The following is a 22697-nucleotide window of genomic DNA, read 5'->3' on the forward strand; positions in this document are numbered from 1 at the left end:
CTCGGGCCAGTTAGGAGAGTTGAGATGACAAGTGACGCCCGCTTTTGGAACAAGATTGCCGCGAAATACGCCAAGTCGCCGATCCGCGACGAAGCTGCCTATCGCTACACGTTGGAGCGGACACGCTCTTATCTGAAGGACGGGGACACCGTCGCGGAACTGGGCTGTGGGACAGGGTCGACTGCGATTGAACTTGCTCCGGCTGTGTCCCGGATGGTGGCCACAGATCTGTCCAGCGCGATGTTGGATGTCGGAAAGGAGCGGGCCTGGGATGCGGGGGTAAGCAACATAGAATTCCACTGTGCCCCAGCCGAACAGATCCCGGATGGCCCTTATGATGCGATCCTTGCTCATAACCTGCTCCATCTGTTGCCCAATACGGACGAGGTTTTGCAATCTGTCGCCGCTGCATTGCGCCCCGGTGGCTTGTTCATCTCCAAGACGCCCTGCCTGGGAGAGGCGCGTGGGAGCCTGAAATACTATCTCTTCAAGGTTGCGATCCCTCTGATGCAACTTGTTGGCAAAGCCCCCAGCAATGTTGAGTTCACCCGGATTGCGGACCTTGAGGCTGCGATCCAGAAGGCGGGGTTTGAGATCATCGAGACCGGGAATTATCCGGTGGATGTGCCCAGCCGTTATCTGGTTGCGCGCAAGCGGGCCTGAAGGGCGCGATCATGTGGTGGACGGCAGAGGCTGGCTGGTGAATACTCTGCCCAACTCCATCTGATGAAGCCCTGCAGACACTGATCTGCGAAGCGGCTGGAAAGGACACGACATGACATTCAAGGTTTATCTCTCTGGCGAAATCCACACCGACTGGCGCGAGCAGATCCGCGATGGCGCAGCTGGGCTTGATGTGGAATTTGACAGCCCGGTAACGGATCACGATGCGAGCGACGACTGCGGTGTGGCCATTCTTGGGGCTGAGCCGAATAAATTCTGGCATGACCACAAAGGTGCGAAAATCAACGCAATCCGGACCCGTAAGGGCATCGAAGAGGCCGATGTCGTCGTGGTGCGCTTTGGCGAGAAGTACAAGCAGTGGAATGCCGCCTTTGACGCGGGCTATGCTGCCGCTTTGGGGAAATCCCTTATTGTGTTGTCCCAGGACGAGCATCAACACGCCCTGAAAGAGGTCCACGCTGCCGCGCTGGCCGTCGCGCAAGAGCCCGGTCAGGTCGTGGACATTCTGCGGTACGTTCTGACTGGTCACCTGCCAAAGTGAGGGAGACACAGCATCGGGACGCCCCGCGGCTTGAAACAGCTAGATTGATCCTGCGCGCGCATGTTGTCGATGATTTCGAGGATGTGGCAGCGATGTGGGGCGATCCGGAGGTGGTTCGCCATATCACCGGTACGCCCGCTGATCGAGAGGCCAGTTGGGCGCGTTTGCTGCGTTATATCGGACATTGGAACGCGCTGGGATTTGGGTACTGGGCTGTCGAGCGCAGGGAGGACGGGCGTTATCTCGGCTCTGTTGGTTTTGCAGACTATCAGCGCAGCCTTGAGCCTGCCATTGAGCCCGTTCCAGAGGCTGGCTGGGGTTTTGTGACCGATGCCCAAGGTCAGGGGTTTGGGATCGAAGCCGTTCAGCGAATGCACGATTGGGCCAGCTGCGAGACGAACTGGAGTGCCACGGCTTGCATCATGGCGCCGGATCACGACGCCTCTCGCAGATTGGCAGAAAAAGTTGGCTATCGCCCTCATGGGCAGACCACCTACAAGGGTGATCCTACCTTTGTCATGTGGCGCGACGTCAACCGATAGTCGACCTTTTTTTGTGGGCGGGACACGACTTGCAGCGCGCGCCCGCAAGCGACTGTTAACTTCTTCTCCGGTATTCTTGGCGGTGTTGAATTGCGACCATTTCCGCTTTGCTTGGTCGGGACCAGAGAGACCAATGACAAATCGGCGCAGACCACCTTCAGAAATCACACCTCTGATCGAGGATACCGGGCTGTTCAAGCGTGAGGTACGCGATGTTGTGGTCGAGCTCATTCCGGTCATGAACCGCAGCAGTCGCGGTGACCTGATTGTTCAGGGCGTTGTCCGCCCGGAAGCCGAGATTGAGGTCGTCTTTGCCGGTCGTCGCCTGAACGAGGCGGTTGCGCTGGTCGAGAGGATGAAAGTGCTGCGAGCCCAAGCCGTGCGGACCGCAACGAACGGGCATGAAGCGATGGCCAACATCCGGCGTATGCGTTTGCCTGTGCAGGTCCGTGGCGCATGGCGGTTGCGGTTTGAGCGAGATGATTCCGGTTGGGAAGTGAAGAGCTATCAACTCCTTGCGGCGCAATGGGCATTCACCGATCTTGATGGCTACAAACGAACGTGTGGCTGGCCACCGGTCGAGGTTGAAGATCGCGGACTGGAGCGCGAGCGACTGGCCCGCGCCCGGCTCGCGAGCAATCGCACCAGCCAATCCGCTCGTCCTGATTAGCGGGTTGGTTAGCGGGCTGGTGCCCGAGTTGCAGAAATGACAAACGCCCCGCATGACCTGCGGAGCGCCTGAGTGTTTTTGGGACGTATGCGTTTGCTGCGCGCCCCGTGATCAGCCGGCTTTCTTGATTTCCACGCTGTGCGGGTAGGGGATGGAAATGCCCTCTTTGTCGAACGCTTCTTTCACCGCCTGCGTCATGGCGAATTTCAGTTCCCAGTAATCCGCAGCGTTGCACCACAGGCGCGTGGTGATGTCGACGGAACTGTCGCCCAGGTTGGTGACACGCACCCACGGGGCCGGATCCGGCAGTACCCGCTCGTCGGCCTCGGCCAGACGCAGGATCACGGCCTTGGCGGTTTCGATGTCGTCGCCATAGTCGATGCCGAACACGATATCCACGCGACGGGTACTGTGGGCCGAGAAGTTGGTGATGATCGCGCCCCAGGCCTGACCGTTGGGAACGATGATCTGTACGTTGTCGGCAGTGACCAGTTCGGTGAAAAACAGGTTCAGATCCTTGACCGTGCCCGATGTGCCGCCGATGTCGACAAACTGGCCAAGCTTGTAAGGACGAAAGAGCACGAGCATGAAACCCGCTGCCAGGTCGCTTAGCGTACCCTGCAGAGCGAGGCCGATAGCCAGGGTCGCAGCGCCAAGCATCGCGACAAGGCTGGTTGCCTGGATGCCAAAGATGCCCAATACAGCAACCAGTACGATCGCCAGCAGAACCCAGCGTACGGCGCTGGCGGCGAAGTTACCCAAGGTCTGATCCAGTTGCGGGGTTGCATTGATCCGACGACGAACCGCGCCGCTGATAACGCCGGTGGCAATCCAGCCGATTACCAGAACAACCAGTGCCTTTGTTGCCGTGATGGCAAGCGGCCAGAGCAGGCCGGCCTGTGCGATCAAATCTTCCATGATCCGTAAATTTCCTTGTCAGTGTCGTTTTGCTGGCCTTGCGAGACAAACAGGCCTGTGATCCCCGCGGCTTAGTCTGACTGGCCGCGAGGGAAAAGGGCTCTTCCGGAGAGCGTCAATCAACGGCGCAAAGAGTCACGGATTTCCAACAGGACATCCAGTTCCGTCGGACCTGCGGGTTTTTCTTCGGCGGGCAGCTCTGCCTCCTTTTTGATCGCAGCGTCTTTGATGTTGTTGACGGCCTTGACCAGCATGAACACCACAAAGGCGATGATGAGAAAGTTGATGACGGCCATGATGAAGGCACCATGGGCAAACACGGCAGCACCGGCCTCGCGGGCGGCTTCGAGGCTGGCGCCTGCGGGCACTTCACCTGCGAGGACGAGATATGAGTTGGTGAAATCTACCCCACCGGTAAAGAGACCGATGATGGGGTTGATCAGATCGCTCACCATGCTTTTGACAATGGCCGTGAAGGCTGCACCGATAATGATGCCGACAGCCATATCCATGACGTTGCCCTTGGCGATGAAATTCTTGAATTCCTGAATCATGTTTTCTGTCCCTGTTGGTGTGATGGGTGCGCACAGGAATGCCCGGTCGCAGCCAGTTCAGTTTAGCCGCAGGTCTTGTGCGCAGGTCACGGTTTTTTTGCGCTGACTTGACGCATTTTCGCGAACTGCGCAGGACTGGCCGGTGGCGCAGTAAGGCTGGCGATTGAATGTCCGGGGGATTGGCCTGCTGCGGGAATGCGCGATTTCGCGTGACTGGGCAGGTGGGGTCTCCCGGCGGCAATGACCGCCAGGAGATGCTTTTTTATTGGAACTTCTGGATTTCGCCCGATTTCAGGCGCGCCAGGTAGCTGTTCAACTCTGCCTTCACGATTGGCATCAGGAAGTAGAGCGCGACGATGTTGACCACCGCCATCGCAAAGATGGCCGCGTCAGAGAAGTCGATCACAGGGCCCAGGCTTGCTGCGGCGCCGACGACCACAAAGAAGCAGAAGATGAGCTTGAAGATCAGCTCAGTCGTCTTGCCTTCGCCAAAGAGGAAAGTCCATGCCTTCAGCCCGTAGTAGGACCAGGAGATCATGGTGGAAAAGGCGAACAAGATCACCGCGACAGCCAGCACGTAGCGGAACCAACCAAAGGCAGAGGAGAAGGCCGCAGACGTCAGCGCAACGCCGGAGTTCCCGTCAACAGTCTGGATTGCACTGCCGGATTCGTTCAGCAGATACAGGCCGGTTTCCGGATCGGCGATCAGCTGGCCGGTGATGATAATCACCAGTGCGGTCATCGTGCAGATCACGACGGTGTCGATGAACGGCTCCAGCAAGGACACAAAGCCCTCTGTGATCGGCTCTTTGGTACGCACCGCAGAGTGTGCAATCGCTGCAGAGCCAACGCCGGCCTCGTTTGAGAACGCTGCCCGTTTGAAGCCCTGGATCAGGGCACCTACCATGCCGCCTGCGACGCCCAGCCCGGTGAAGGCTCCGTCAAAGATCTGACCAAAGGCCCAGCCGATCTTGTCAGCGTTCATCGCAAGAATGACAAGCGCAGTCAGCACATAGAGGACACCCATGAAAGGCACGACCTTTTCGGTGACGCGCGCGATGGATTTCAGGCCGCCCACAATCACGGCAAACACGATGGTTGCAAAGATGATGCCCGTGATCCAGCCCGGATAGTCGCCCAGAACATTGGTCAGCTGCGCATGTGCCTGGTTGGCCTGGAACATGTTGCCGCCGCCAAATGCGCCGAGGATGCAGAAGATCGCGAACATAACCGCAAGGAACTTGCCACCGGGCAGGCCGCGTGCGGCAAAGCCCTTGGTCATATAGTACATCGGACCACCGGAGACGGTGCCGTCGTCATATTCGTTGCGGTATTTTACGCCGAGCGTACATTCCGTGAATTTCGATGCCATGCCCATCAGGCCGGCAAGGATCATCCAGAAGGTTGCCCCAGGACCACCGATGCTGACGGCAACCGCCACACCCGCAATATTCCCAAGGCCGACAGTGCCAGAGAGCGCCGTTGCCAGTGCCTGAAAATGGCTGACTTCGCCCGCGTCATTGGGATCGGAATAGTCCCCTTTGACCAGTGCGATCGAATGCGGGAAGGCGCGGAACTGGATCAGCCCGAAGTACAGCGTGAAAATGGTTGCCGCGATCACCAGCCAGGCGACGATCCAGGGAAAGCTGGTGCCGGGGAAGGGGCTGAAGATGAAGTTGACGAACCAGCCGGTGGAGCTGGCAAACAGCTCGTTCACTTGTTGGTCGATGGACTGGGCCATCAGCGGGCCGGATGCTGCAAGCAAACCCGGCACGGCCAATGTGGCCGATTTGGTAAAAGTACCCATGTTGAACCCTGACAATGTTATGGAACGATGGTGACGGGAACCGGAGCCGCTTGCGCCAGCGTCCCCGCGACCGAGCCGAACAGCCGCGATGAAAGTGCGGAGTGGCCTGTGCGGCCGATCACAATCAGATCGGCGTTTTCGGATTTGGCGATTTTCACCAGCACCTCTGCGATGTTGCCGTATTTTACCTCGGCGGTCACATCGACACCGCTTGTTTCCATGTCTTTCAACAGCGGTTTGATGAGTGCCTGCTCTGCGCGCTCAAGTTCTTCGCTGCGCCGCTTGTGGCGTTCAGCCAGCTCTTCAGCAGACAGAAACGAATAAGGCGACCATTCCAGAACATGCGCAACGACTATGCTGCCGCCCTGTGCCCGTGCCACATTCAGCGCAAAGTCCAGCGCAGAGCGCGCACTTGTGCTGCCGTCGTAGCCAACTACGATTTTTGAGGCCATGTGCCCCTCCCATTGTTGCGTCACCCCTGTGACGAAGTGTCCCAGAAGTATATCACAGCGGGTAAGGAGGCATCCCGAAAGGCTTATGTTTCCGAAGAATTAACCATGCACAAATCGCATAATTTGCGGGTGAAGACGGAAAATTACCCGTCCCCTGCAGGCTGGAGACAGGATGTTTCGTGCGATTCGGAGAGCCTCCGTATCGATTCGGAGGTGATGTTGGGTGATTCGTCAGTTCCGGATCCGATGCGGGGCCGCGGCCTAGCTGCCGCGCCCGGCCGGCACGATTTCATACCCTGGCTCTTCCGGTTCATCATCTGTCATTTCGGCCGGGAAACCGGGCGCACGGATGTCGAGGCCGGTTGCCTCCTCCAGACGTTTGATGATGTTGGGAGACAGTTCCCGACTGCCAAACCGGGCTTCACCGTCCTTGAAAATGTCGATCATCAGCGGGTTCATCTCAAGCGGGACGTTGTGGCGATCGGCCACTGCCTGAAACAGGCCGATATCCTTGGACACGAGGTCCATGGTGAAAGAGATGTCGCGCGAGCCATTCAAAATCACCTGGCTTTCCGTTTCATGAACAAAGGATGTCCCGGATGAAATCTTGATCGCCTCATATGTGGTGTTGAGATCCATGCCCGCGGCTTTTGCCGTGACCAATGCCTCGCAGCAGGTGATCAAATTTGCGGTTGCCAGGTAGTTGGTGATCACTTTCAGAACCGACGCAGAGCCCATCTCTCCTGTATGCAGGATACGGCGGCCCATTTTGGTCAAGAGGGGCAAGATGCGTTCGAAGGTGGGGCGATCACAGCCTGCAAAGATTGAGATGTTGCCGGTGTCGGCACGGTGGCAGCCGCCGGACACGGGGCAGTCCACCGCTGCGCCTCCTGCGGCCAGAACCAACGCACCAAGTCGCTTGATCTCGGCTTCATCCGTGGTCGACATCTCCATCCAGATCTTGCCCTCGCGCACCTCCGGCAGCATCATCTGCATGACCTGATCAGAGGCGGCCGGTGAGGGCAGGCAGGTGATGACAGCATCACAGTCGCGCATCAGTTCAGCAGGACCGCTGGCTGCCGTGGCGCCCCGCTCTGCAAAGCTGGCAACCAAGTCTGGATTGAGGTCATAGACACTCAGCTCCACTCCATTGCGCAAGAGACTGCCGCTCAGCTTGCCGCCGACATTGCCCAGGCCGATAAATCCAACTTTCATGCCGCTCTCCCTGCTGGCTGTTTTTGAAAGGCTTTCCAAGATCGCCTTGGAAGGCAAAGAAAATCGACGCTGATGCACGGAAGAATCTGGTTACACGTGTGACAGGGCAGGCGGCGAAAATTGTTGCGTTGCAGCAAAAGCGTACAAGCGACAGGAAAGGTGGGATTGTCGCCAAGCCATGCTGTCTGTTTCTTCTGTCCTTGCAGTGCGGGGTAGGGCGAACCAGCTGAGTCGCGCAGTCGATCAACCTCTCAGGCGGTCTTGATCAGACCCTGACAGGCGCGCCTGTTTCCAGCGATTTTGCCGCCGCATCCGCGAGGACCTGTGCCCGCAACCCGTCCTCGATGCTGGGAGAGAGCGGGGTTCCAGATGTCACGGCCTGCACGAAGGTTGCCATTTCGATACGGTAAGCGGCCTCGTAACGTTCGAGGAAGAAATGCTGCGCCGGGGCTGTGGTAAAGCCGCTGCTGCCTGCGCTTTCCACGGTGTTTTCCAGCACGTTCGCTGCCCGCAGCATCCCTTTGGAGCCGTGAACCTCGATCCGCTGGTCATAGCCATATGTGGCTCTGCGGGAGTTTGATATCTGACAAATCTTGCCGCTGGCCGTGGTGAGAGTGACCGTTGCGGTGTCCACGTCCCCGGCTGCGCCAATCGCAGGGTCAACCAATGCCGCACCAACCGCAAACACCAGTACGGGCTCTTCATCCAGCAGAAACCGCGCCATATCAAGGTCATGGATCATCATGTCGCGAAACAGGCCGCCTGATGTCTTGATATAGCTGATCGGTGGCGGGGCAGGGTCGCGCGACAGGATCGAGACGATCTCGACATCTCCGATTTCGCCTGCTCGCAGGCGTTTCTGCAAGTTGGAGAAGCTGGGATCAAAACGACGGTTGAGCGCGGTCAGAAAGGGCACGCCTGCCTTGGCAACCGCCTTTTGACAATCGCGAATGCGGTCGGCGGACATGTCCACGGGTTTTTCGCAAAAGATCGCCTTGCCAGCTGCCGCTGCCTTGTGGATCAGGTCATAGTGGGTATCCGTTGGCGTCCCGATTACAACTGCATCGACATCCTCGCTTGCAATCACGGCGTCGCTGCTGCGCACCTCGGCTCCGGTCTTGAGCGCAAGCGCCTGTGCCGCTTCGGGGTTCGCATCGCTCAGGGCAGTGATGCGCACGTCATCCAGCTGACCAACCGAGCGGGCATGAACCTGCCCGATCCGCCCGCAGCCAAGAAGTCCAATCTTTAGCATGGTGTTTCTCCCTTAAAGGCCTTCAGAACCTTGCGGGTTGCAGAGACGAGGGGGGCATGCGTTTCAGACAGGATGCTGACCCTGTCAAACCGCGCGGGATCTTTGTTCACGGCCTGCCGCAGAGCGGCGCCAAATGCCATGCGCAGTTCAGTCCCGATGTTGAACTTACAGATCTTTGAGTGTCGAGCCAGCATCATGCGCTGCGCGATCGGAACGCCGGACCCGCCGTGAATGACCAGCGGTGTATCCGTCACGGCCTCGATGGCGCGGATGCGGTCAATGTCCAGCCCGCCTTCCTTGTCCTGTTGCAGATGGACATTGCCAACCGAAATCGCCATCGCATCGACGCCTGTTTCTGCTGCAAACCTGCGGGCTTCCTCTGGATCGGTGCCCGCTGACCCTTCGCCACCGGAATAGCCGACAAATCCGATTTCTCCCTCGCAGGACACGCCAGCGGCCTTCGCCATTTCGACGATTGCGGCGGTTTCGTCGATGTTTTCAGCCAGCGGTTTGCGCGAGCCGTCATACATAACCGAGGTAAAGCCGCTGTCGATCGCGATGCGGCAGTCCTCGACGGTGTAGCCGTGATCGAGGTGTGCGACCACCGGAACGGATGCGGCCTCTGCCAGATGTGTGAACATCTTGCCAAGGATCGGAAGGGGCGTGTGGAGACGACAGGAGGGGCCTGCCTGCAGGATCACCGGGACGTTCTCTTCCTCCGCGGCGGTGACATAGGCGCGCATATCCTCCCAGCCAAGGGTGACGAGACCTGCCACCGCATAGCCGCCCTTCAAGGCGGGCTGGAGGACATCGGAAAGCGTCGCGAGGGTCATTTGAACTTTGCCACCATGTCCTTGATGCCGGGAATAGTCTCCACCTGATAGGCGTGGGTGGGCTGGAAAAACTGGACAAGGCTGCGCTGGCTCAGCCCACCAAGGATGGTGAAATAGTACATCTCATAGCCGGGCATGACCACGCAGGGGTGATAGCCTTTGTCGATCACCATGGTTGAGCCATCCATAAGCTGATAGGCATCGCCGGGTTTGCCTTCTTCTCTTTGCAAGACCTGCACCGCAGAGCCGTGGTTGGGGCGAAAGCGAAAGTTGTAGGTTTCGTCGTGGCGGGTTTCGATAATCGTGCCGTTGGGATCTGTCCGGTCGGTGTCGTGTTTGTGGGGGGGGAAACCAGACCAGCCCCCCTGACCGACTGTAAACAGTTCCGACACCAGAAGACGCCCCACCTTGTCGTGCTGCTTCTGGCCAAGGATATGTTTGATCTTTCGGTGGGTTTTGGTGTCGTCAGAGCCGTATTGTACCAGATCAATACCATCGGCCCGCACCTCGAACGGTGTCAGTACCTTGTCATAGCGCGCGCCGGCCACAAAGGTCTCTGTGCTGTCCGAGAGGCAGGTGATGGTCACCTTTGCACCCACGGGAATGTAGACGCCTTCTGGCTCGCCGTCCCAGACGTCTGCGCCGCGGTTGCCAAGATTGGCGAAAGTCAGGCCTTCGACCTCAACCGTGACCGTGCCGGTTGCGGGCACGATGCATGTTTCATAGCCCGGCACCTGATATTCAAAACTCTGGTCCTTTGTCAGTTTGACGATGTTGAAGTAATTGAGCGGGACCCGAGCGTCATCCGCATCAACAATGGGTTTGTTCAGATTGTCATGGGGAGCGATGTGCATTGCGGTCCTCTTAGGTTTCTGTGGGCCCCGGGTGCGTTTCGAGAAACGCCTCCAAGGTGGCGGTGTCTGGCATCGCTGGGGCGCAACCCGGTTTCGAAACAACAATCGAGGCGCAGGCGGAGCCGCGCAGGATCGCGTCCTTCATGTCTCGCCCCTCTGCCAGCCCGGCGAGAAATCCCGCCATGAAACTGTCGCCTGCGCCTGTTGGCTTAAGCGCCTCAACTGGGAAGATGCCGGTCGAGATCTCGGCCTCTCCCGCAAAGGTGACCGCGCCCTTGTGGCCCATTTTGTAGACAACAATGGCTGCGTTCTCGTTTGCGAGTGCACGGGCTTTGCCCAACCCCTGATCGTAGGCGCCAGCCATGAAGCCGAACTCTTCGTCGTTGCCCACGATGATGTCTGCCATTGCGCCTGCGCGCGACAACACATCGGCAGCGACCTCTGCGGAGGGCCAACTATAGGGGCGGTAATCAACATCGAAGATCACTGGCATCCCTGCGTCGCGTGCCCGTTCAAACGCTCGGAAGGCCGCGCCGCGTGACGGCTCTGCGGCAAATACCGTGCCAGCGGTGACCAGGGCGTCGAATGGGGAAAGATCGATTGCGTCGATGTCTTTCACCGTCATCTGAAAATCGGCGGCATTGTTGCGGTAGATGACGCTTTGGTGGTTCTCTACGCGGGTTTCATAGACTGCAAGGGATGTCCGGTGCTCGCCTGTGATGCGTTTCACGTGGCGGCGGTCAACGCCGTAGCGATCCAGCTGATTCAGGCAGTACCAGCCAACCGCATCGTCAGAAACGCTTGTGACCAATGCTGTGCGACACCCCAGCTTTACTAGACCGGCCGCGATATTGGCACTGCTGCCACCCATTGCGACCATCATCTCTGTGGCGTCTTTTGTCGCGGTTCCTGGCGGTGTCGGAGACAGGTCCATCCCGACCCTGCCAATAACCAGAATATTACGTGCGTTCAGCATGAGGGAGCTATCAGCCATCACACCCCCCGCCGTTGACGGCTGCGACCTTCTTCCCAGTCCAGATGGGCAGCCTCCACGTTCTTATCGTCGGTGATATGCGGGGTGCCGACCTCCCACCAGGCGTGACCTTCGGTGGTCCAGCCTTCGTAGGCGTCAACCCGCATGACGATGACAGATGTCCGCTCGCACGCTTGCGCGCGCTGGAACGCTGCTGCCAGCTCTGTCGGGTTGGCAACCGTTTCCGTTTCTGCACCCATCGCTTGGGCGTGGGCGGCAAAATCGACACCAAAAGGATCCGGGATTGTGGGGCAGTCGGACAGCAAGTTGTTAAAGCTCGCGTTGCCGGTGTTGTTCTGAAGCTTGTTGATGACGGCGAAACCGCCGTTATCCAGCACCAGAACGATCAGTTTCTTCTGGCTCAGAACGCTTGAGTAGATGTCGGAATTCATCAGCATGTAGGATCCGTCACCAACAAAAACGATGGTGTCATTTCCAGGCTCTTGTTCGCACTGCGCGATGCGGGCGCCCCAGGCCCCGGCAATTTCATAGCCCATACAGGAAAAACCGAATTCCACATCGACAGTGCCAGGGGACAGCGTGCGCCAGTTGGCCGTGACCTCAGCGGGCAGCCCGCCAGCGGCGGCGACGATCCGGTCGCGCGGATCGCACAAGGCATTCACGACCCCGATAGCCTGCGCATAGGAATTGGGCCGGTTGTCCCCATAGCTGACGTTTTCGGCAACATAGGCGGACCATTTGCGTCGCTCTTGCCGCGCGAGCTGTACCCAATTCTCTGGTGTGCGGTAGTCCCCCAGATTGGCTGCGAGGGCACGTATCGCGCATTTGGCGTCACCGACAACCGGCAAAGCGCGGTGCTTGCCCGCGTCATGACGTGCGGCATTCACCGAGATAAAGCGCGCGTCCTGAGCAAATGCAGTCCACGACCCGGTGGTGAAATCCTGCAGGCGTGTGCCGACGGCCAGGATGACATCCGCCTGCGCTGCGATTGCGTTGGCGCTGTCTGAACCGGTGACGCCGATGGGACCGATGTTGAGCGGGTGATCATTGGTGAGATTGGCGCGCCCCGCGATGGTTTCAACCACGGGGATCTGATGGTCTTCGGCAAACTTGGTCAGCTCTTGCACTGCGCGGCTGTATTGAACGCCTCCGCCGGCAATGATCATGGGGCGCTGGGCGGATCGCAGCAAGGCAACCGCGTCGTCTATCTCGGCTGCATCTGGTGTTGTGCGCCGGATGCGATGTACTTTCTTTTCAAAGAAGACAGCCGGGTAATCGTAGGTCCAGCCCTGTACGTCCTGCGGCAACCCCAGAAAGGCAGGGCCGCAGTCACCGGGATCCAGCATGGTCGCCACTGCCGCGGGCAGAGACTGTATGACCTGGGCAGGGTGCGTAATCCGGTCCCAGTAGCGTGAGACCGGTTTGAAGGCATCGTTGACGCCAAAGGTCGGGTCGCCAAAATTCTCCATCTGCTGCAGCACGGGATCCGGAAGCCGGGTCAGAAACGCATCCCCGCAGAGCATGAGCATCGGCAGACGGTTGGCATGGGCGAGGGCGGCCGAGGTCAACAGGTTCGATGTGCCCGGCCCGGCGCTGGCGGTGCAGAACATGAACCGTTGCCGCAACCACTGTTTGGCATATCCGGCAGCCGCAAATCCCATGCTCTGTTCGTTTTGGCCGCGATAGAGAGGCAGGGCCTCTTGCGCCTGATACAGCGCTTCGCCGAGGCAGGTCACATTGCCGTGGCCAAAGATGCCAAAGCCGCCACCACACAGACGATATTCTTCGCCGTCGATGTCGATGAACTGGTTGGAAAGCCAGCGGATAATGGCCTGTGCGGTCGTCAGTCTGAGTGTTTCGGGCGGCGGCGTCATTCGAAAGTGTCCCTGCAGGTGATCCGTGCTCGCGACGATTTCGTCTTGCGAGATTTCGAATCCCAAGATACAAGTTTTGCAACCGGTTGCAAATTGAATTTCAAACAGGGAGAGGCAAGGATGACCGAGATCGGCATCGGAATTCTTGGTGGCGGCTATATGGGCAAGGCCCATGCGGTGGCCATGTCGGCCGTCGGTGCCGTGTTCAACACGGCACTGCGCCCGCGGTTGGAAATGGTCTGTGCCTCCAGCCCTGAGAGCGCCGAGAAATACAGGCTGGCCTATGGCTTTTCTCGTGCAACTGACCGCTGGCAGGCATTGGTTGAGGATCCGAAGGTCGAGGCAATCGTGATTGCAACGCCGCAGGAAACCCATAGGCAGGTCGCCGAAGCGGCCTTTGCGCTTGGCAAGCCGGTGTTCTGCGAAAAACCGCTGGGGGCGTCGCTAGAGGACAGCCGCGCAATGGTGGCCGCCGCAACCGCATCTGGTTGCCCCAACATGGTTGGGTTCAACTATATCCGCACTCCCGCCAGCCAGTATGCCCGTCATCTGATCGCGCAGGGGGCGATCGGCGACATCACCTGGTTCAGGGGCGAGCATACCGAGGATTTCTATGCCGATCCGGACGCTCCGGCGACTTGGCGCACGCAAGGAGACGCCAACGGCACGATGGGCGATCTGGCGCCGCATATGATCAATGGTGCAATGGCGTTGATCGGGCCGATTGCGGAGGTGATCGCCGAAATCGAGACGGTTCACCACGAACGGCCCGGCGGGTCGGTCACGAATGACGACCAGGGACAGATGATGTGTCGTTTCGCCAATGGCGCAATGGGCCAGATGTTCTTCAGCCGGATCGCGACCGGTCGCAAGATGGGATATGCCTATGAGATCACCGGCACCAAGGGGGCCATTCGGTTCGATCAGGAAGATCAGAATGCGATTTGGCTCTATCTCGCCGAGGGCGATGAAGCGCAGCGCGGCTTTCGCAAGATTCTGACAGGCCCGTCGCATCCCGATTACCTGCCGTTTTGTCAGGGACCGGGGCATGGGACGGGTTATCAGGACCAGATCCTGATCGAAGCGCGGGATTTCCTCAGGGCGATTGAGACAAGACAACCGATTTGGCCGACCTTCGAAGATGGTATGGCGGTCAATCAGGTCATCACGGCGGCCATGACCGCATCCAGAACGCGCGCTTGGCAGGCCGTATCAGATTTCTGAAATTTCCGAGAAAGATCACCGAAATGACTATCAGAATTGGCAATGCGCCCTGTTCCTGGGGGGTGGAGTTTGCTCAGGATCCGCGCAATCCGTCTTGGCAAACCGTGCTGAAGCAATGTGCTGCGGCTGGCTACAAGGGAATTGAGCTTGGGCCTGTCGGCTTTATGCCCGAAGATCCCGCAGTGCTCTCAGAGGCGCTTGCGGAGAATGGTCTGGAGCTGATTGGCGGCGTGGTGTTTCGCCCGTTCCATGATCCTGCGAAATGGGACGAGGTTCTGGATGCGGCCCATCGGACGTGCGCCGCGCTTAGGGCGCACGGTGCAGAGCATCTGGTGCTGATCGACTCTATTTCAGAGCGGCGCGCGCCAACTGCTGGCCGCGCGTCTGAGGCTGAGCAGATGGACAATGCCGAATGGAGCGCCTTTCGTGATCGCCTGGCAACCATCGCCCGGATCGGAACAGAGGACTATGGGCTGACCGTTGGGATACATGCTCATGCTGCGGGCTTCATGGATTTCGAGCCGGAGTTGGAGCGGTTGCTGGACGAGGTCGATGAAGGCATCCTGAAGATCTGTTTTGACACGGGTCATCATTCCTATGCGGGGTTTGATCCGGTCGCCTTTATGAAACGGCATATCGGGCGGATCAGCTATATGCATTTCAAGGACATCGACCCCAAGGTGAAGGCCGATGTGATCGACAAGCGGACAGGGTTTTATGATGCCTGCGGGCAGGGGATTTTCTGCAATCTCGGGCAGGGGGATGTTGATTTCGCGGCCGTTCGTGATGTGCTTGTCGGGGCGGGGTTCTCCGGCTGGTGTACGGTTGAACAGGATTGCGATCCGACGCTTGATCCTGATCCTTTGGGTGATGCCCGCCTGAACCGTGAATATCTTGAATCTATTGGTTTTAATTGAGGGAGGCGATCATGGCGAAACTGAAATGGGGCATGATCGGCGGCGGAGAGGGGAGCCAGATCGGCCCGGCTCATCGCCTGGGTGCTGGCTTGGATGGTGCGTTTGAATTCGCTGCGGCGGCCTTGGATCATCGCCCTGATGAGGGGCGCGTGTACGGCCAGCGGTTGGGACTGGCAGCGGATCGGGCCTATGGCAGCTGGCAAGAAATGCTCGCAGGAGAGCGCAGTCGCGAGGATCGTGTCGACCTCGTGACGGTGGCGACACCAAACGCCACCCATTTCGAAATAACCAAGGCCTTTCTCGAAGCGGGTTTTCACGTGCTGTGCGAAAAGCCGATGACGATGACCGTGGAGGAGGGCGAAGACATCGTTCGCATCGCACAAGCCACGGGCAAGATTTGCGCAGTGAACTATGGCTATAGCGGCTACTCCCTCGTGCGGCACATGAAAGCGATGGTCGCGCGGGGAGATCTGGGAAAGATCCGCATGGTCAAGGCAGAATTCGCCCACGGCCACCATGCTGATGCGGAAGATGCAGACAATCCTCGTGTGCGCTGGCGGTATGATCCGGCTCAGGCTGGGGTGTCGGCACAGTTTGCCGATTGCGGAATCCATGCCCTGCACATGGCGAGTTTTGTGATCGGCCAGGAGGCAGAGCGCCTGTCTGCCGATACCGTAAGCTGCATTGCCAGCCGTGAACTGGAGGATGACGCGATGGTCAATCTGCGTTTCGATGGTGGCGCGGTTGGCAGGCTCTGGACCTCTTCGATTGCGATTGGCCGCCAGCACGGCCTGACTTTGCAGGTCTTTGGAGAAAAGGGGGGCCTGCGGTGGGCGCAAGAGCAACCCAACCAGCTTTATTGGATGCCCCTTGGGGACCGGTTGCAGGTGATCGAACGTGGAGAGGCTGGGCTGAGCCCCGAAGCCGACCGCACCAGCCGCGTGACCATCGGCCATGCCGAGGGCATGCCGCTTGCCTTCGCCAATATCTATAGTGATCTGGCCGAGGCAATCCGCGCTGATAAAGAGGGGCGTGCGATGGATCCGGCCGCGGATCTCTATCCGCGTGCCGTTGACGGGCTACGGTCTATGGCTGCGGTATTTGCCGTTGCTGAAAGCGGCAAGGCAGATGGCGCCTGGGTTGATGCCCGCCCACCGATGTTCCGCTGACCTGATCCGTGCCGCGAGGGCAGTGTTGAGCTGCCCCCCCGGCATCTGGATCGGCTTTCCAGCTTAGCTAGAGGGCAACGGGCGCAGGGTGCTGCGCTCAACGACACGGCAGGGAAAAATCCGCGCCTCGGGGTAGCGATCAGGTTCGTCGAGCATGGCTACGACCAGTTCGATGGATGAGTTGACGATCTGTTCAATCGGCTGGTGAATGGTGGTGAGGCTGTTGCTCTCCCAACGGGCCATTTCCATGTCATTTAGCCCGATGATGCCAATGTCTTCGGGCACCTTCAGGCCACGGTCTTTGATGGCGCTCAGCGCGCCAAGGGACAGAACATCGTCGCCGCAGAAATAGGCCTGGGCTGGCTTGTGTTCCAATAGGCGCAGCATTTCCTTGCGGCCGGCCTCAAACGAATAGGCATCCGCAAAGCTGTGGCTATGTTTCAGATCCGGATGTTTCGCCATCTCGGCGCAAAATCCTTCAAAACGGTCCTGGGTAGAAGTCGCATTTTGCGGCCCGCCCATGAATGCAACCTCTGTGTAGCCGCGCGCCACAAGCGTCTGCGCCGCCATCCTTCCGCTTTCGACGTTATCGATGCCCACAACATGCACCTGCGGACTGGATGAAGCCCGGCCAAAGCTGTGCACAACAGGGACGCCGGCGTCGCGGAATGCCTTGGCAAAGCCCGTTGGCAGGGTTGACGAGGCAACGACCACGCCATCTACAGAATACTGCCGCAACATCCGAACGGAGTTTTCCGGGTCGGTTTCGTCGCTGAGATTGACCAGAAGCGGGCGCAGCCCCTTGTCCTGCAGGCGACGGGTGAACCGGTCAAAGACCTCCAGAAAAATTGGGTTGTGGAAGTTGTTGGAGACCAGCCCGATCAGTTTGGTACGCCCGGTTGTTAGCGAGGATGCCAGAGCGTTTGGGCTATAGCCCAGCTCTTGCGCGGCTTTCTCGACCTTGCGTCGCATTTTTTCAGAAACCGATGCCCCGTCGGTGAAGGTGCGCGAAACCGCTGACCGCGATACCTTGGCCCGTTCTGCAACATCTTTCAGCGTGACCGCCATTGCTCTGACTTCCTCTTGCTGCGGCCCGACGTCCCGGCGGGCCAGCGCCTTTTTGATCTTCTCAGATTCTGAGATCAGGTTGTTTATCGCGGATCTGCAGTGATTTCAGCAGGAAAATCTTGGCACATTTTGCAACCGGTTGCAAATTTTTGCGATTCGTGTTTTGGTTAAGCTGACGCGCGGGGAACGGCCCGATGCGATCGTGACCAAAAACTTTGGGAGGAAAGAATGACGTCCGTAATCAAGACATTTGTGATGGCCACCGCCGTTGCCGCAGCGCCGCTGATGGCCGCGACGGCTGCTTCTGCGGAGGGTGAGAAATACATCCTTGTGAGCCATGCGCCCGACAGTGACAGCTGGTGGAACACCATCAAGAACGGCATCGCGCTCGCCGGAGAGCAGATGAATGTTGAGGTGGAGTACCGCAATCCGCCGACGGGTGACCTTGCTGACATGGCCCGCATCATCGAACAGGCCGCGGCCTCTGGCCCGAATGGGATCATCACGACGCTGTCCGACTATGATGTCCTGTCCGGCCCGATTAAGGCGGCTGTCGACAGCGGCGTGGACGTGATCATCATGAACTCTGGCACCCCGGATCAGGCCCGTGAAGTTGGGGCGCTCATGTACGTGGGTCAGCCCGAATATGACGCGGGCTATGCCGCGGGTGTGCGTGCAAAGGGTGACGGAGTCGGCAGCTTTCTTTGTGTGAACCACTACATCAGCTCGCCCTCCTCGACAGAGCGGTGCCAGGGCTTTGCCGATGGGCTTGGCATCGAACTTGGCGATCAGATGATCGACAGCGGCCAGGATCCGGCAGAGATCAAGAACCGCGTTTTGGCCTATCTCAACACCAATCCGGAAACTGACGCGATCCTGACGCTTGGCCCGACCTCGGCGGATCCGACCATGTTGGCGTTGGAAGAAAACGGTATGGCCGGTGACATTTACTTCGGCACCTTCGACCTGGGTGAAGAGATCGTCAAAGGACTGAAATCCGGTGTGATCAACTGGGGCATTGATCAGCAGCCGTTCCTGCAGGCCTATCTGCCGGTTGTGGTTTTGACCAACTACCACCGCTATGGCGTGCTGCCCGGCAACAACATCAACTCCGGCCCCGGTTTCGTGACAAAGGACGGCCTGGAAAAGGTTGAACAATTCGCGGGCGAATACCGCTGATCACCTGTCTTTTGTTTGGGCGGCCGATTCCGATTGGCCGCCTTTTTTCAGAGAGATTACCATGACTGACGTACAAACTCAGGTCGCGGGAGACGAGCGGATCAAACATCGTTCCCGCTTTCGCGAAGCCCTGATCCGCCCAGAGCTGGGCGGGATCATCGGCACCATCCTCGTCTTTGCCATGTTTCTGATTTTCGCTGGAGACAGCGGGATGTTCAACAGCCAGGGGGTGCTGAACTGGGGGCAGATTTCGGCACAATTCATGATTATCGCCGTGGGCGCCTGTCTGCTGATGATCGCCGGAGAGTTTGATCTGTCGGTCGGCTCCATGATCGGCTTTGCAGGTATGCTGATTGCAATCTTCAGCGTGACGCTTGGTTGGCCTGTCTGGATGGCCATCATCGTCACCTTTGTGATCGCACTCGCGATTGGGGCACTCAACGGTTACATCGTTGTGCGCACAGGTCTGCCCAGCTTTATCGTGACGCTTGCGTTTTTGTTCATCCTGCGGGGCTTTGCAATCTATCTGCCACAGACCATCGAACGCAAAACCATCATCGGTGGCGTGTCCGACGCAGCCCAAGGGGATTGGCTGGCGGCAGTGTTCGGCGGCAAGATCCTGACGGGGCTGTTTCAGTGGCTTGGTGACAACGGCTGGATCGCGGTCTTTGAGCGTGGAACACGCAAGGGGCAGCCTGTCGTCGACGGTCTGCCGATGCTGGTTGTCTGGGCAATTGTTCTGGTCATTGTCGGTCACGTCATCCTGACCAAAACCCGGTTCGGGAACTGGATTTTTGCGGCAGGCGGTGATGCAGAGGCGGCGCGCAATTCGGGTGTACCGGTCAACCGCGTCAAGATCCTCATGTTCATGTTCACAGCTTTCTGCGCTACGGTGTTTGCAGCCTGTCAGGTGATGGAGTTTGGCGGGGCCGGCTCTGATCGTGGGTTGTTGAAGGAATTCGAGGCGATCATCGCCGTGGTTATCGGGGGGGCCTTGCTGACAGGCGGCTATGGCTCTGTCATCGGAGCGGCCTTGGGGGCGCTGATTTTTGGCGTGGTGCAGCAGGGTCTGTTCTTTGCCGGTGTCGAAAGCTCGCTGTTTCGGGTCTTTCTCGGTCTGATCCTGCTGTTTGCCGTGATCCTGAACACCTACATCCGCCGCATCATCACGGGAGAGCGCTGATATGACGTCGTCTCAACCTTTGATCCGGATGCAGAACATCGAAAAACACTTCGGCAGCGTCATTGCGCTGGCGGGGGTCTCGGTCGATATCTATCCGGGGGAATGCCACTGTCTCTTGGGGGACAACGGGGCGGGGAAATCAACCTTCATCAAGACCATGTCCGGGGTTCACAAACCAACAAAAGGGGACATCCTTTTTGAAGGCCAGCCCATGTATTTTGCCGACCCGCGCGATGCAATTGCGGCAGGAATTGCAACAGTGCATCAGCACCTCGCGATGATCCCCCTGATGTCGGTGAGCCGGAACTTCTTTATGGGGAACGAACCCCTGCGCAAGATCGGCCCGTTTCGGTTCTTTGACCACGATTACGCAAATCGTGTGACGATGGAAGAAATGCGCAAGATGGGCATCAATCTGAGGGGGCCGGAACAGGCGGTCGGCACATTGTCTGGTGGTGAGCGTCAGACCGTCGCGATTGCGCGTGCGGTGCATTTTGGGGCCAAGGTTCTGATCCTGGATGAACCGACATCAGCCCTTGGCGTGCGCCAAACGGCCAACGTCCTTGCCACTATCGACAAGGTGCGCAAGCAGGGGGTTGCGGTGGTTTTCATCACCCACAACGTCCGTCATGCGCTCGCTGTTGGAGATCGTTTCACCGTGTTGAATCGGGGTCAGACCCTCGGAACGGCAAAGCGCGGCGAAATCTCGGCTGAGGAGTTGCAGGACATGATGGCTGGCGGACAAGAGCTGGCCACGCTTGAAGGAAGCCTTGGCGGTACAGTCTGAGGCCAACCATATTCAATGAAACAAACCGCCAGAGCGCAGGCTTTGGCGGTTTTTGCGTTCAGCTTTTTCGCAGGCGTCTAAAGACCCCGGCCGGGGGCAGTGTGCCCACCTCGGTGTCAACCGGTTCGGCAAGATGATTGAACCAGAACTCTTCTGTAGCGGTCTGTCGACGCCGCACACCCTTGGGCATCTTGCATATCCCAAGACCCGCGCGTGCACAGAGTGTCGCAACGAGATGGTCAAGGCCGTCGCCATCAAGCCAACCCGCGCAATAGACTTGGTTGGCTGCGGTAACAGCGACGGGTTGACCTGCTGCGGTTTCAACCAGCACCTCTGCCGCGGTTTCCAGTGTTTCCAGATACCCGGTGACTGCCCCGTCTGCGTTGGCAAGGGGCAGGGGCATATCTGGGCGCATGCTCTCTACGGCTGCGACAACAACCTTCAGCCCATCCAGTGCAGGGGGGAGGGGGCTGGTCGGGATCTTGAAATCTGCATCGCGCGCACCGGTGCGTGGACCGTAAAGTACCTGACCTTCGGCCTTGGCCAGCGCTTTTCGCAGACTGTCCGTCAGATGCATCAGCCCCGGCGCAAGGATCAGCGCATATCCGGAAAAATCGCTTTGGGTTGGCGCGACGATGTCCACCGACAGACCGGCGCGACGCAGAGCGCGGTAATGTTCTAGGACAAGATCGAAATAGGTAAGCCCTTGACCATGCGGTTGCACCTGCCAGGCCCATTCTGCATCGTAGTCAAAGATCATTGCGACCGGGGCCTGCGATGGGGCAACGTCCCCCGCATTGGCCAGTTCCTCAGCAACCTGGCGTGCCTCGACGATAGCTGGTGCTTCGGCGCTGTCCGGGCGCAGCATCCCTGCGTGCAGTTGCTCTTGCGCAAACGGCGCTTGCCGCCAGCGGAAATAGCAGACTGCCTCTGCGCCGTGGGCAAAGGCCTCCCAAGTCCAGAAACGCACCATGCCGGGCAGGGGGGTAGGGTTGTAAGGGGCCCAATTTACCGGGCCGGGCTGTTGTTCCATCACCCACCAGCGACCGCGTCCGACCGCGCGATAGAGATCGTGGTGAAAGGCCTGAAAATCTGGATCACCCTGCCGCGCGTAGCGGCGCTGCTTCTCTGGGCTGGCCCCGACCCTGTCCTCTAGAAAGCCCAAGGGGTAGCTGTCCCAGCTGGCGATTTCGAGATCCTCGCCAACCTTGTAGTGATCGAAATCAGTCACCCGCCCCATGTAGTTATGGGCAATTGGTGCATCAGAATGGGCGCGCAGGATCTCAACCTGATCGCGGTTGAAGCTCACGACCTGATCTGAGGAAAACCGCCGGAACGCCTGTGCATGGGCCGGGTTCGGCTCTGTCACCGTGAGATTGGGCAGGCCGATCTGTTCGAAGCGATTGTAGTCCATCGACCAAAAGACATTGCCCCAAGCCGCGTTCAACGCGCCTATGTCGCCGCCGTACCGTGTTTCCAACCACCGCACGAACGCTGCGCGGGCTGCATCGGAATAGCTGACCGTGGTGTCGTGGCAGCCATATTCGTTGTCGGTCTGCCAGGCGGCGATCCGATCGCCTGGTCCATAGCGTTCCGCCATAAGGGTGACGATGCGTCGGGCCTCCTTGCGGTAGCCCTGATGGCTGAAACAATAGTGGCGGCGGGATCCAAATCCCCGGGGTTTGCCGTCTTGATCAAGCGCGAACATATCCGGATGCCGGTCTACCATCCAGCGCGGCGGCGTTGCGGTTGGCGTGCCAAGCACCACTTTCAGCCCTGCTGAGACCAGGGTGTCGATAGCCCGGTCCAACCAGTCCCATTGCAGATCGCCGGGGGTTGGTTCGATCCGGGACCACGAAAATTCACCAATCCGCACCCAAGTGAGGCCAGCCGCAACCATGCGCGCGGCGTCTTGTTGCCAGATGTCTTCGGGCCAATGTTCGGGATAATAGCAGGTGCCAAGTGTGCGCTGCATAGATG

The 22697-nt window shown here is 58.9% G+C and carries 22 protein-coding genes; 10 read left to right on the top strand and 12 right to left on the bottom strand.

Annotated features, from left to right (window positions below):
* Window positions 1–24: 24 nt before the first annotated feature.
* From KUV39_RS15540 to KUV39_RS15555, 4 genes are all read left to right on the top strand, one after another.
* A complete protein-coding gene (locus tag KUV39_RS15540) occupies window positions 25–663 on the top strand; it encodes a class I SAM-dependent methyltransferase (protein ID WP_222460242.1) in 639 nt (212 codons plus the stop codon).
* A 112-nt stretch (window positions 664–775) separates the two neighbouring features.
* Window positions 776–1225 (top strand): YtoQ family protein, encoded by a 450-nt coding sequence (locus KUV39_RS15545; protein ID WP_008559067.1) that lies wholly within the window; start codon window positions 776–778, stop codon window positions 1223–1225.
* Between the two features lie 44 nt (window positions 1226–1269).
* Window positions 1270–1767 carry a GNAT family N-acetyltransferase gene (locus tag KUV39_RS15550; protein WP_222460243.1) on the top strand — a complete coding sequence of 166 codons (498 nt, stop codon included), beginning with the start codon at window positions 1270–1272 and terminating at the stop codon, window positions 1765–1767.
* A 133-nt stretch (window positions 1768–1900) separates the two neighbouring features.
* Entirely contained in the window at window positions 1901–2437 is a 537-nt protein-coding gene (locus KUV39_RS15555) for a hypothetical protein (protein WP_046211291.1), read from the top strand.
* A gap of 111 nt (window positions 2438–2548) precedes the next feature.
* Here KUV39_RS15555 and KUV39_RS15560 read toward each other — a convergent pair whose 3' ends face one another.
* From KUV39_RS15560 to iolD, 10 genes are all read right to left on the bottom strand, one after another.
* Window positions 2549–3355 (bottom strand): mechanosensitive ion channel family protein, encoded by an 807-nt coding sequence (locus KUV39_RS15560; protein WP_008561950.1) that lies wholly within the window; start codon window positions 3353–3355, stop codon window positions 2549–2551.
* A 119-nt stretch (window positions 3356–3474) separates the two neighbouring features.
* Window positions 3475–3909 (bottom strand): large conductance mechanosensitive channel protein MscL, encoded by a 435-nt coding sequence (mscL, locus tag KUV39_RS15565; RefSeq protein WP_050673882.1) that lies wholly within the window; start codon window positions 3907–3909, stop codon window positions 3475–3477.
* Between the two features lie 262 nt (window positions 3910–4171).
* Window positions 4172–5716 (bottom strand): alanine/glycine:cation symporter family protein, encoded by a 1545-nt coding sequence (locus KUV39_RS15570; protein ID WP_008563175.1) that lies wholly within the window; start codon window positions 5714–5716, stop codon window positions 4172–4174.
* A 17-nt stretch (window positions 5717–5733) separates the two neighbouring features.
* A complete protein-coding gene (locus tag KUV39_RS15575; protein WP_008562617.1) occupies window positions 5734–6168 on the bottom strand; it encodes a universal stress protein in 435 nt (144 codons plus the stop codon).
* A gap of 261 nt (window positions 6169–6429) precedes the next feature.
* Entirely contained in the window at window positions 6430–7440 is a 1011-nt protein-coding gene (locus tag KUV39_RS15580) for an NAD(P)-dependent oxidoreductase (RefSeq protein ID WP_110884719.1), read from the bottom strand.
* Between the two features lie 208 nt (window positions 7441–7648).
* Window positions 7649–8635 carry an inositol 2-dehydrogenase gene (iolG, locus tag KUV39_RS15585; RefSeq protein ID WP_222460244.1) on the bottom strand — a complete coding sequence of 329 codons (987 nt, stop codon included), beginning with the start codon at window positions 8633–8635 and terminating at the stop codon, window positions 7649–7651.
* Window positions 8629–9468 (bottom strand): class II fructose-bisphosphate aldolase, encoded by an 840-nt coding sequence (locus KUV39_RS15590; protein ID WP_222460245.1) that lies wholly within the window; start codon window positions 9466–9468, stop codon window positions 8629–8631. The genes iolG and KUV39_RS15590 overlap by 7 nt, the downstream gene beginning before the upstream one ends.
* Window positions 9465–10322, bottom strand: coding sequence for a 5-deoxy-glucuronate isomerase (locus KUV39_RS15595; RefSeq protein ID WP_222460246.1), 858 nt, complete (start codon window positions 10320–10322; stop codon window positions 9465–9467). Before KUV39_RS15595 ends, KUV39_RS15590 begins: the two co-directional genes overlap by 4 nt.
* A gap of 10 nt (window positions 10323–10332) precedes the next feature.
* The gene (iolC, locus tag KUV39_RS15600; RefSeq protein WP_222460247.1) at window positions 10333–11316 is read right to left on the bottom strand and encodes a 5-dehydro-2-deoxygluconokinase; all 984 of its coding nucleotides are present in this window, start codon (window positions 11314–11316) and stop codon (window positions 10333–10335) included.
* Window positions 11316–13190, bottom strand: a complete 1875-nt coding sequence (iolD, locus tag KUV39_RS15605) for a 3D-(3,5/4)-trihydroxycyclohexane-1,2-dione acylhydrolase (decyclizing) (RefSeq protein WP_222460248.1) — start codon at window positions 13188–13190, stop codon at window positions 11316–11318. Before iolD ends, iolC begins: the two co-directional genes overlap by 1 nt.
* 120 nt (window positions 13191–13310) lie before the next feature.
* Between iolD and KUV39_RS15610 the strand changes: the two genes are divergently transcribed.
* Genes KUV39_RS15610 through KUV39_RS15620 form a run of 3 tightly spaced genes read left to right on the top strand, consistent with a single transcriptional unit; the run spans window position 13311 to window position 16500 of the window.
* On the top strand, window positions 13311–14414 hold the full coding sequence (locus KUV39_RS15610) for a Gfo/Idh/MocA family protein (RefSeq protein ID WP_222460249.1): 1104 nt from the start codon (window positions 13311–13313) through the stop codon (window positions 14412–14414).
* Window positions 14415–14437: 23 nt separating this feature from the next.
* The gene (locus KUV39_RS15615) at window positions 14438–15331 is read left to right on the top strand and encodes a sugar phosphate isomerase/epimerase family protein (RefSeq protein ID WP_222460250.1); all 894 of its coding nucleotides are present in this window, start codon (window positions 14438–14440) and stop codon (window positions 15329–15331) included.
* A gap of 11 nt (window positions 15332–15342) precedes the next feature.
* Window positions 15343–16500: a Gfo/Idh/MocA family protein gene (locus KUV39_RS15620; RefSeq protein WP_222460251.1), complete on the top strand. Its 1158-nt coding sequence runs from the start codon at window positions 15343–15345 to the stop codon at window positions 16498–16500.
* A 63-nt stretch (window positions 16501–16563) separates the two neighbouring features.
* On the opposite strand, the gene KUV39_RS15625 is transcribed toward KUV39_RS15620, so the two are convergent.
* Window positions 16564–17568 carry a LacI family DNA-binding transcriptional regulator gene (locus KUV39_RS15625; protein ID WP_046211280.1) on the bottom strand — a complete coding sequence of 335 codons (1005 nt, stop codon included), beginning with the start codon at window positions 17566–17568 and terminating at the stop codon, window positions 16564–16566.
* 228 nt (window positions 17569–17796) lie between these two features.
* On the opposite strand from KUV39_RS15625, the gene KUV39_RS15630 reads away from it, so the two are divergent.
* From KUV39_RS15630 to KUV39_RS15640, 3 genes are all read left to right on the top strand, one after another.
* Entirely contained in the window at window positions 17797–18747 is a 951-nt protein-coding gene (locus KUV39_RS15630) for a sugar ABC transporter substrate-binding protein (RefSeq protein ID WP_008562773.1), read from the top strand.
* A gap of 61 nt (window positions 18748–18808) precedes the next feature.
* Window positions 18809–19930: an ABC transporter permease gene (locus tag KUV39_RS15635; RefSeq protein WP_008560969.1), complete on the top strand. Its 1122-nt coding sequence runs from the start codon at window positions 18809–18811 to the stop codon at window positions 19928–19930.
* A gap of 1 nt (window position 19931) precedes the next feature.
* Window positions 19932–20717, top strand: coding sequence for an ATP-binding cassette domain-containing protein (locus tag KUV39_RS15640; protein ID WP_008559754.1), 786 nt, complete (start codon window positions 19932–19934; stop codon window positions 20715–20717).
* A 58-nt stretch (window positions 20718–20775) separates the two neighbouring features.
* On the opposite strand, the gene KUV39_RS15645 is transcribed toward KUV39_RS15640, so the two are convergent.
* Window positions 20776–22692: a beta-galactosidase gene (locus KUV39_RS15645; protein WP_222460252.1), complete on the bottom strand. Its 1917-nt coding sequence runs from the start codon at window positions 22690–22692 to the stop codon at window positions 20776–20778.
* Window positions 22693–22697: the final 5 nt, after the last annotated feature.

This window comes from Phaeobacter italicus (genome assembly GCF_019801785.1).
Taxonomy (GTDB): domain Bacteria; phylum Pseudomonadota; class Alphaproteobacteria; order Rhodobacterales; family Rhodobacteraceae; genus Phaeobacter; species Phaeobacter italicus.

Bases quoted from the DNA above. Each gene is read 5' to 3' on its own strand.
- KUV39_RS15615 (WP_222460250.1), top strand. From the start codon at position 14,438: ATGACTATCAGAATTGGCAATGCGCCCTGTTCCTGGGGGGTGGAGTTT.
- KUV39_RS15620 (WP_222460251.1), top strand. From the start codon at position 15,343: ATGGCGAAACTGAAATGGGGCATGATCGGCGGCGGAGAGGGGAGCCAG.
- iolG (WP_222460244.1), bottom strand. From the start codon at position 8,635: ATGCTAAAGATTGGACTTCTTGGCTGCGGGCGGATCGGGCAGGTTCAT.
- KUV39_RS15545 (WP_008559067.1), top strand. From the start codon at position 776: ATGACATTCAAGGTTTATCTCTCTGGCGAAATCCACACCGACTGGCGC.
- iolC (WP_222460247.1), bottom strand. From the start codon at position 11,316: ATGGCTGATAGCTCCCTCATGCTGAACGCACGTAATATTCTGGTTATT.
- iolD (WP_222460248.1), bottom strand. From the start codon at position 13,190: ATGACGCCGCCGCCCGAAACACTCAGACTGACGACCGCACAGGCCATT.
- KUV39_RS15625 (WP_046211280.1), bottom strand. From the start codon at position 17,568: ATGGCGGTCACGCTGAAAGATGTTGCAGAACGGGCCAAGGTATCGCGG.
- KUV39_RS15595 (WP_222460246.1), bottom strand. From the start codon at position 10,322: ATGCACATCGCTCCCCATGACAATCTGAACAAACCCATTGTTGATGCG.
- KUV39_RS15570 (WP_008563175.1), bottom strand. From the start codon at position 5,716: ATGGGTACTTTTACCAAATCGGCCACATTGGCCGTGCCGGGTTTGCTT.
- mscL (WP_050673882.1), bottom strand. From the start codon at position 3,909: ATGATTCAGGAATTCAAGAATTTCATCGCCAAGGGCAACGTCATGGAT.
- KUV39_RS15590 (WP_222460245.1), bottom strand. From the start codon at position 9,468: ATGACCCTCGCGACGCTTTCCGATGTCCTCCAGCCCGCCTTGAAGGGC.
- KUV39_RS15555 (WP_046211291.1), top strand. From the start codon at position 1,901: ATGACAAATCGGCGCAGACCACCTTCAGAAATCACACCTCTGATCGAG.
- KUV39_RS15645 (WP_222460252.1), bottom strand. From the start codon at position 22,692: ATGCAGCGCACACTTGGCACCTGCTATTATCCCGAACATTGGCCCGAA.
- KUV39_RS15635 (WP_008560969.1), top strand. From the start codon at position 18,809: ATGACTGACGTACAAACTCAGGTCGCGGGAGACGAGCGGATCAAACAT.
- KUV39_RS15560 (WP_008561950.1), bottom strand. From the start codon at position 3,355: ATGGAAGATTTGATCGCACAGGCCGGCCTGCTCTGGCCGCTTGCCATC.
- KUV39_RS15575 (WP_008562617.1), bottom strand. From the start codon at position 6,168: ATGGCCTCAAAAATCGTAGTTGGCTACGACGGCAGCACAAGTGCGCGC.
- KUV39_RS15540 (WP_222460242.1), top strand. From the start codon at position 25: ATGACAAGTGACGCCCGCTTTTGGAACAAGATTGCCGCGAAATACGCC.
- KUV39_RS15610 (WP_222460249.1), top strand. From the start codon at position 13,311: ATGACCGAGATCGGCATCGGAATTCTTGGTGGCGGCTATATGGGCAAG.
- KUV39_RS15630 (WP_008562773.1), top strand. From the start codon at position 17,797: ATGACGTCCGTAATCAAGACATTTGTGATGGCCACCGCCGTTGCCGCA.
- KUV39_RS15640 (WP_008559754.1), top strand. From the start codon at position 19,932: ATGACGTCGTCTCAACCTTTGATCCGGATGCAGAACATCGAAAAACAC.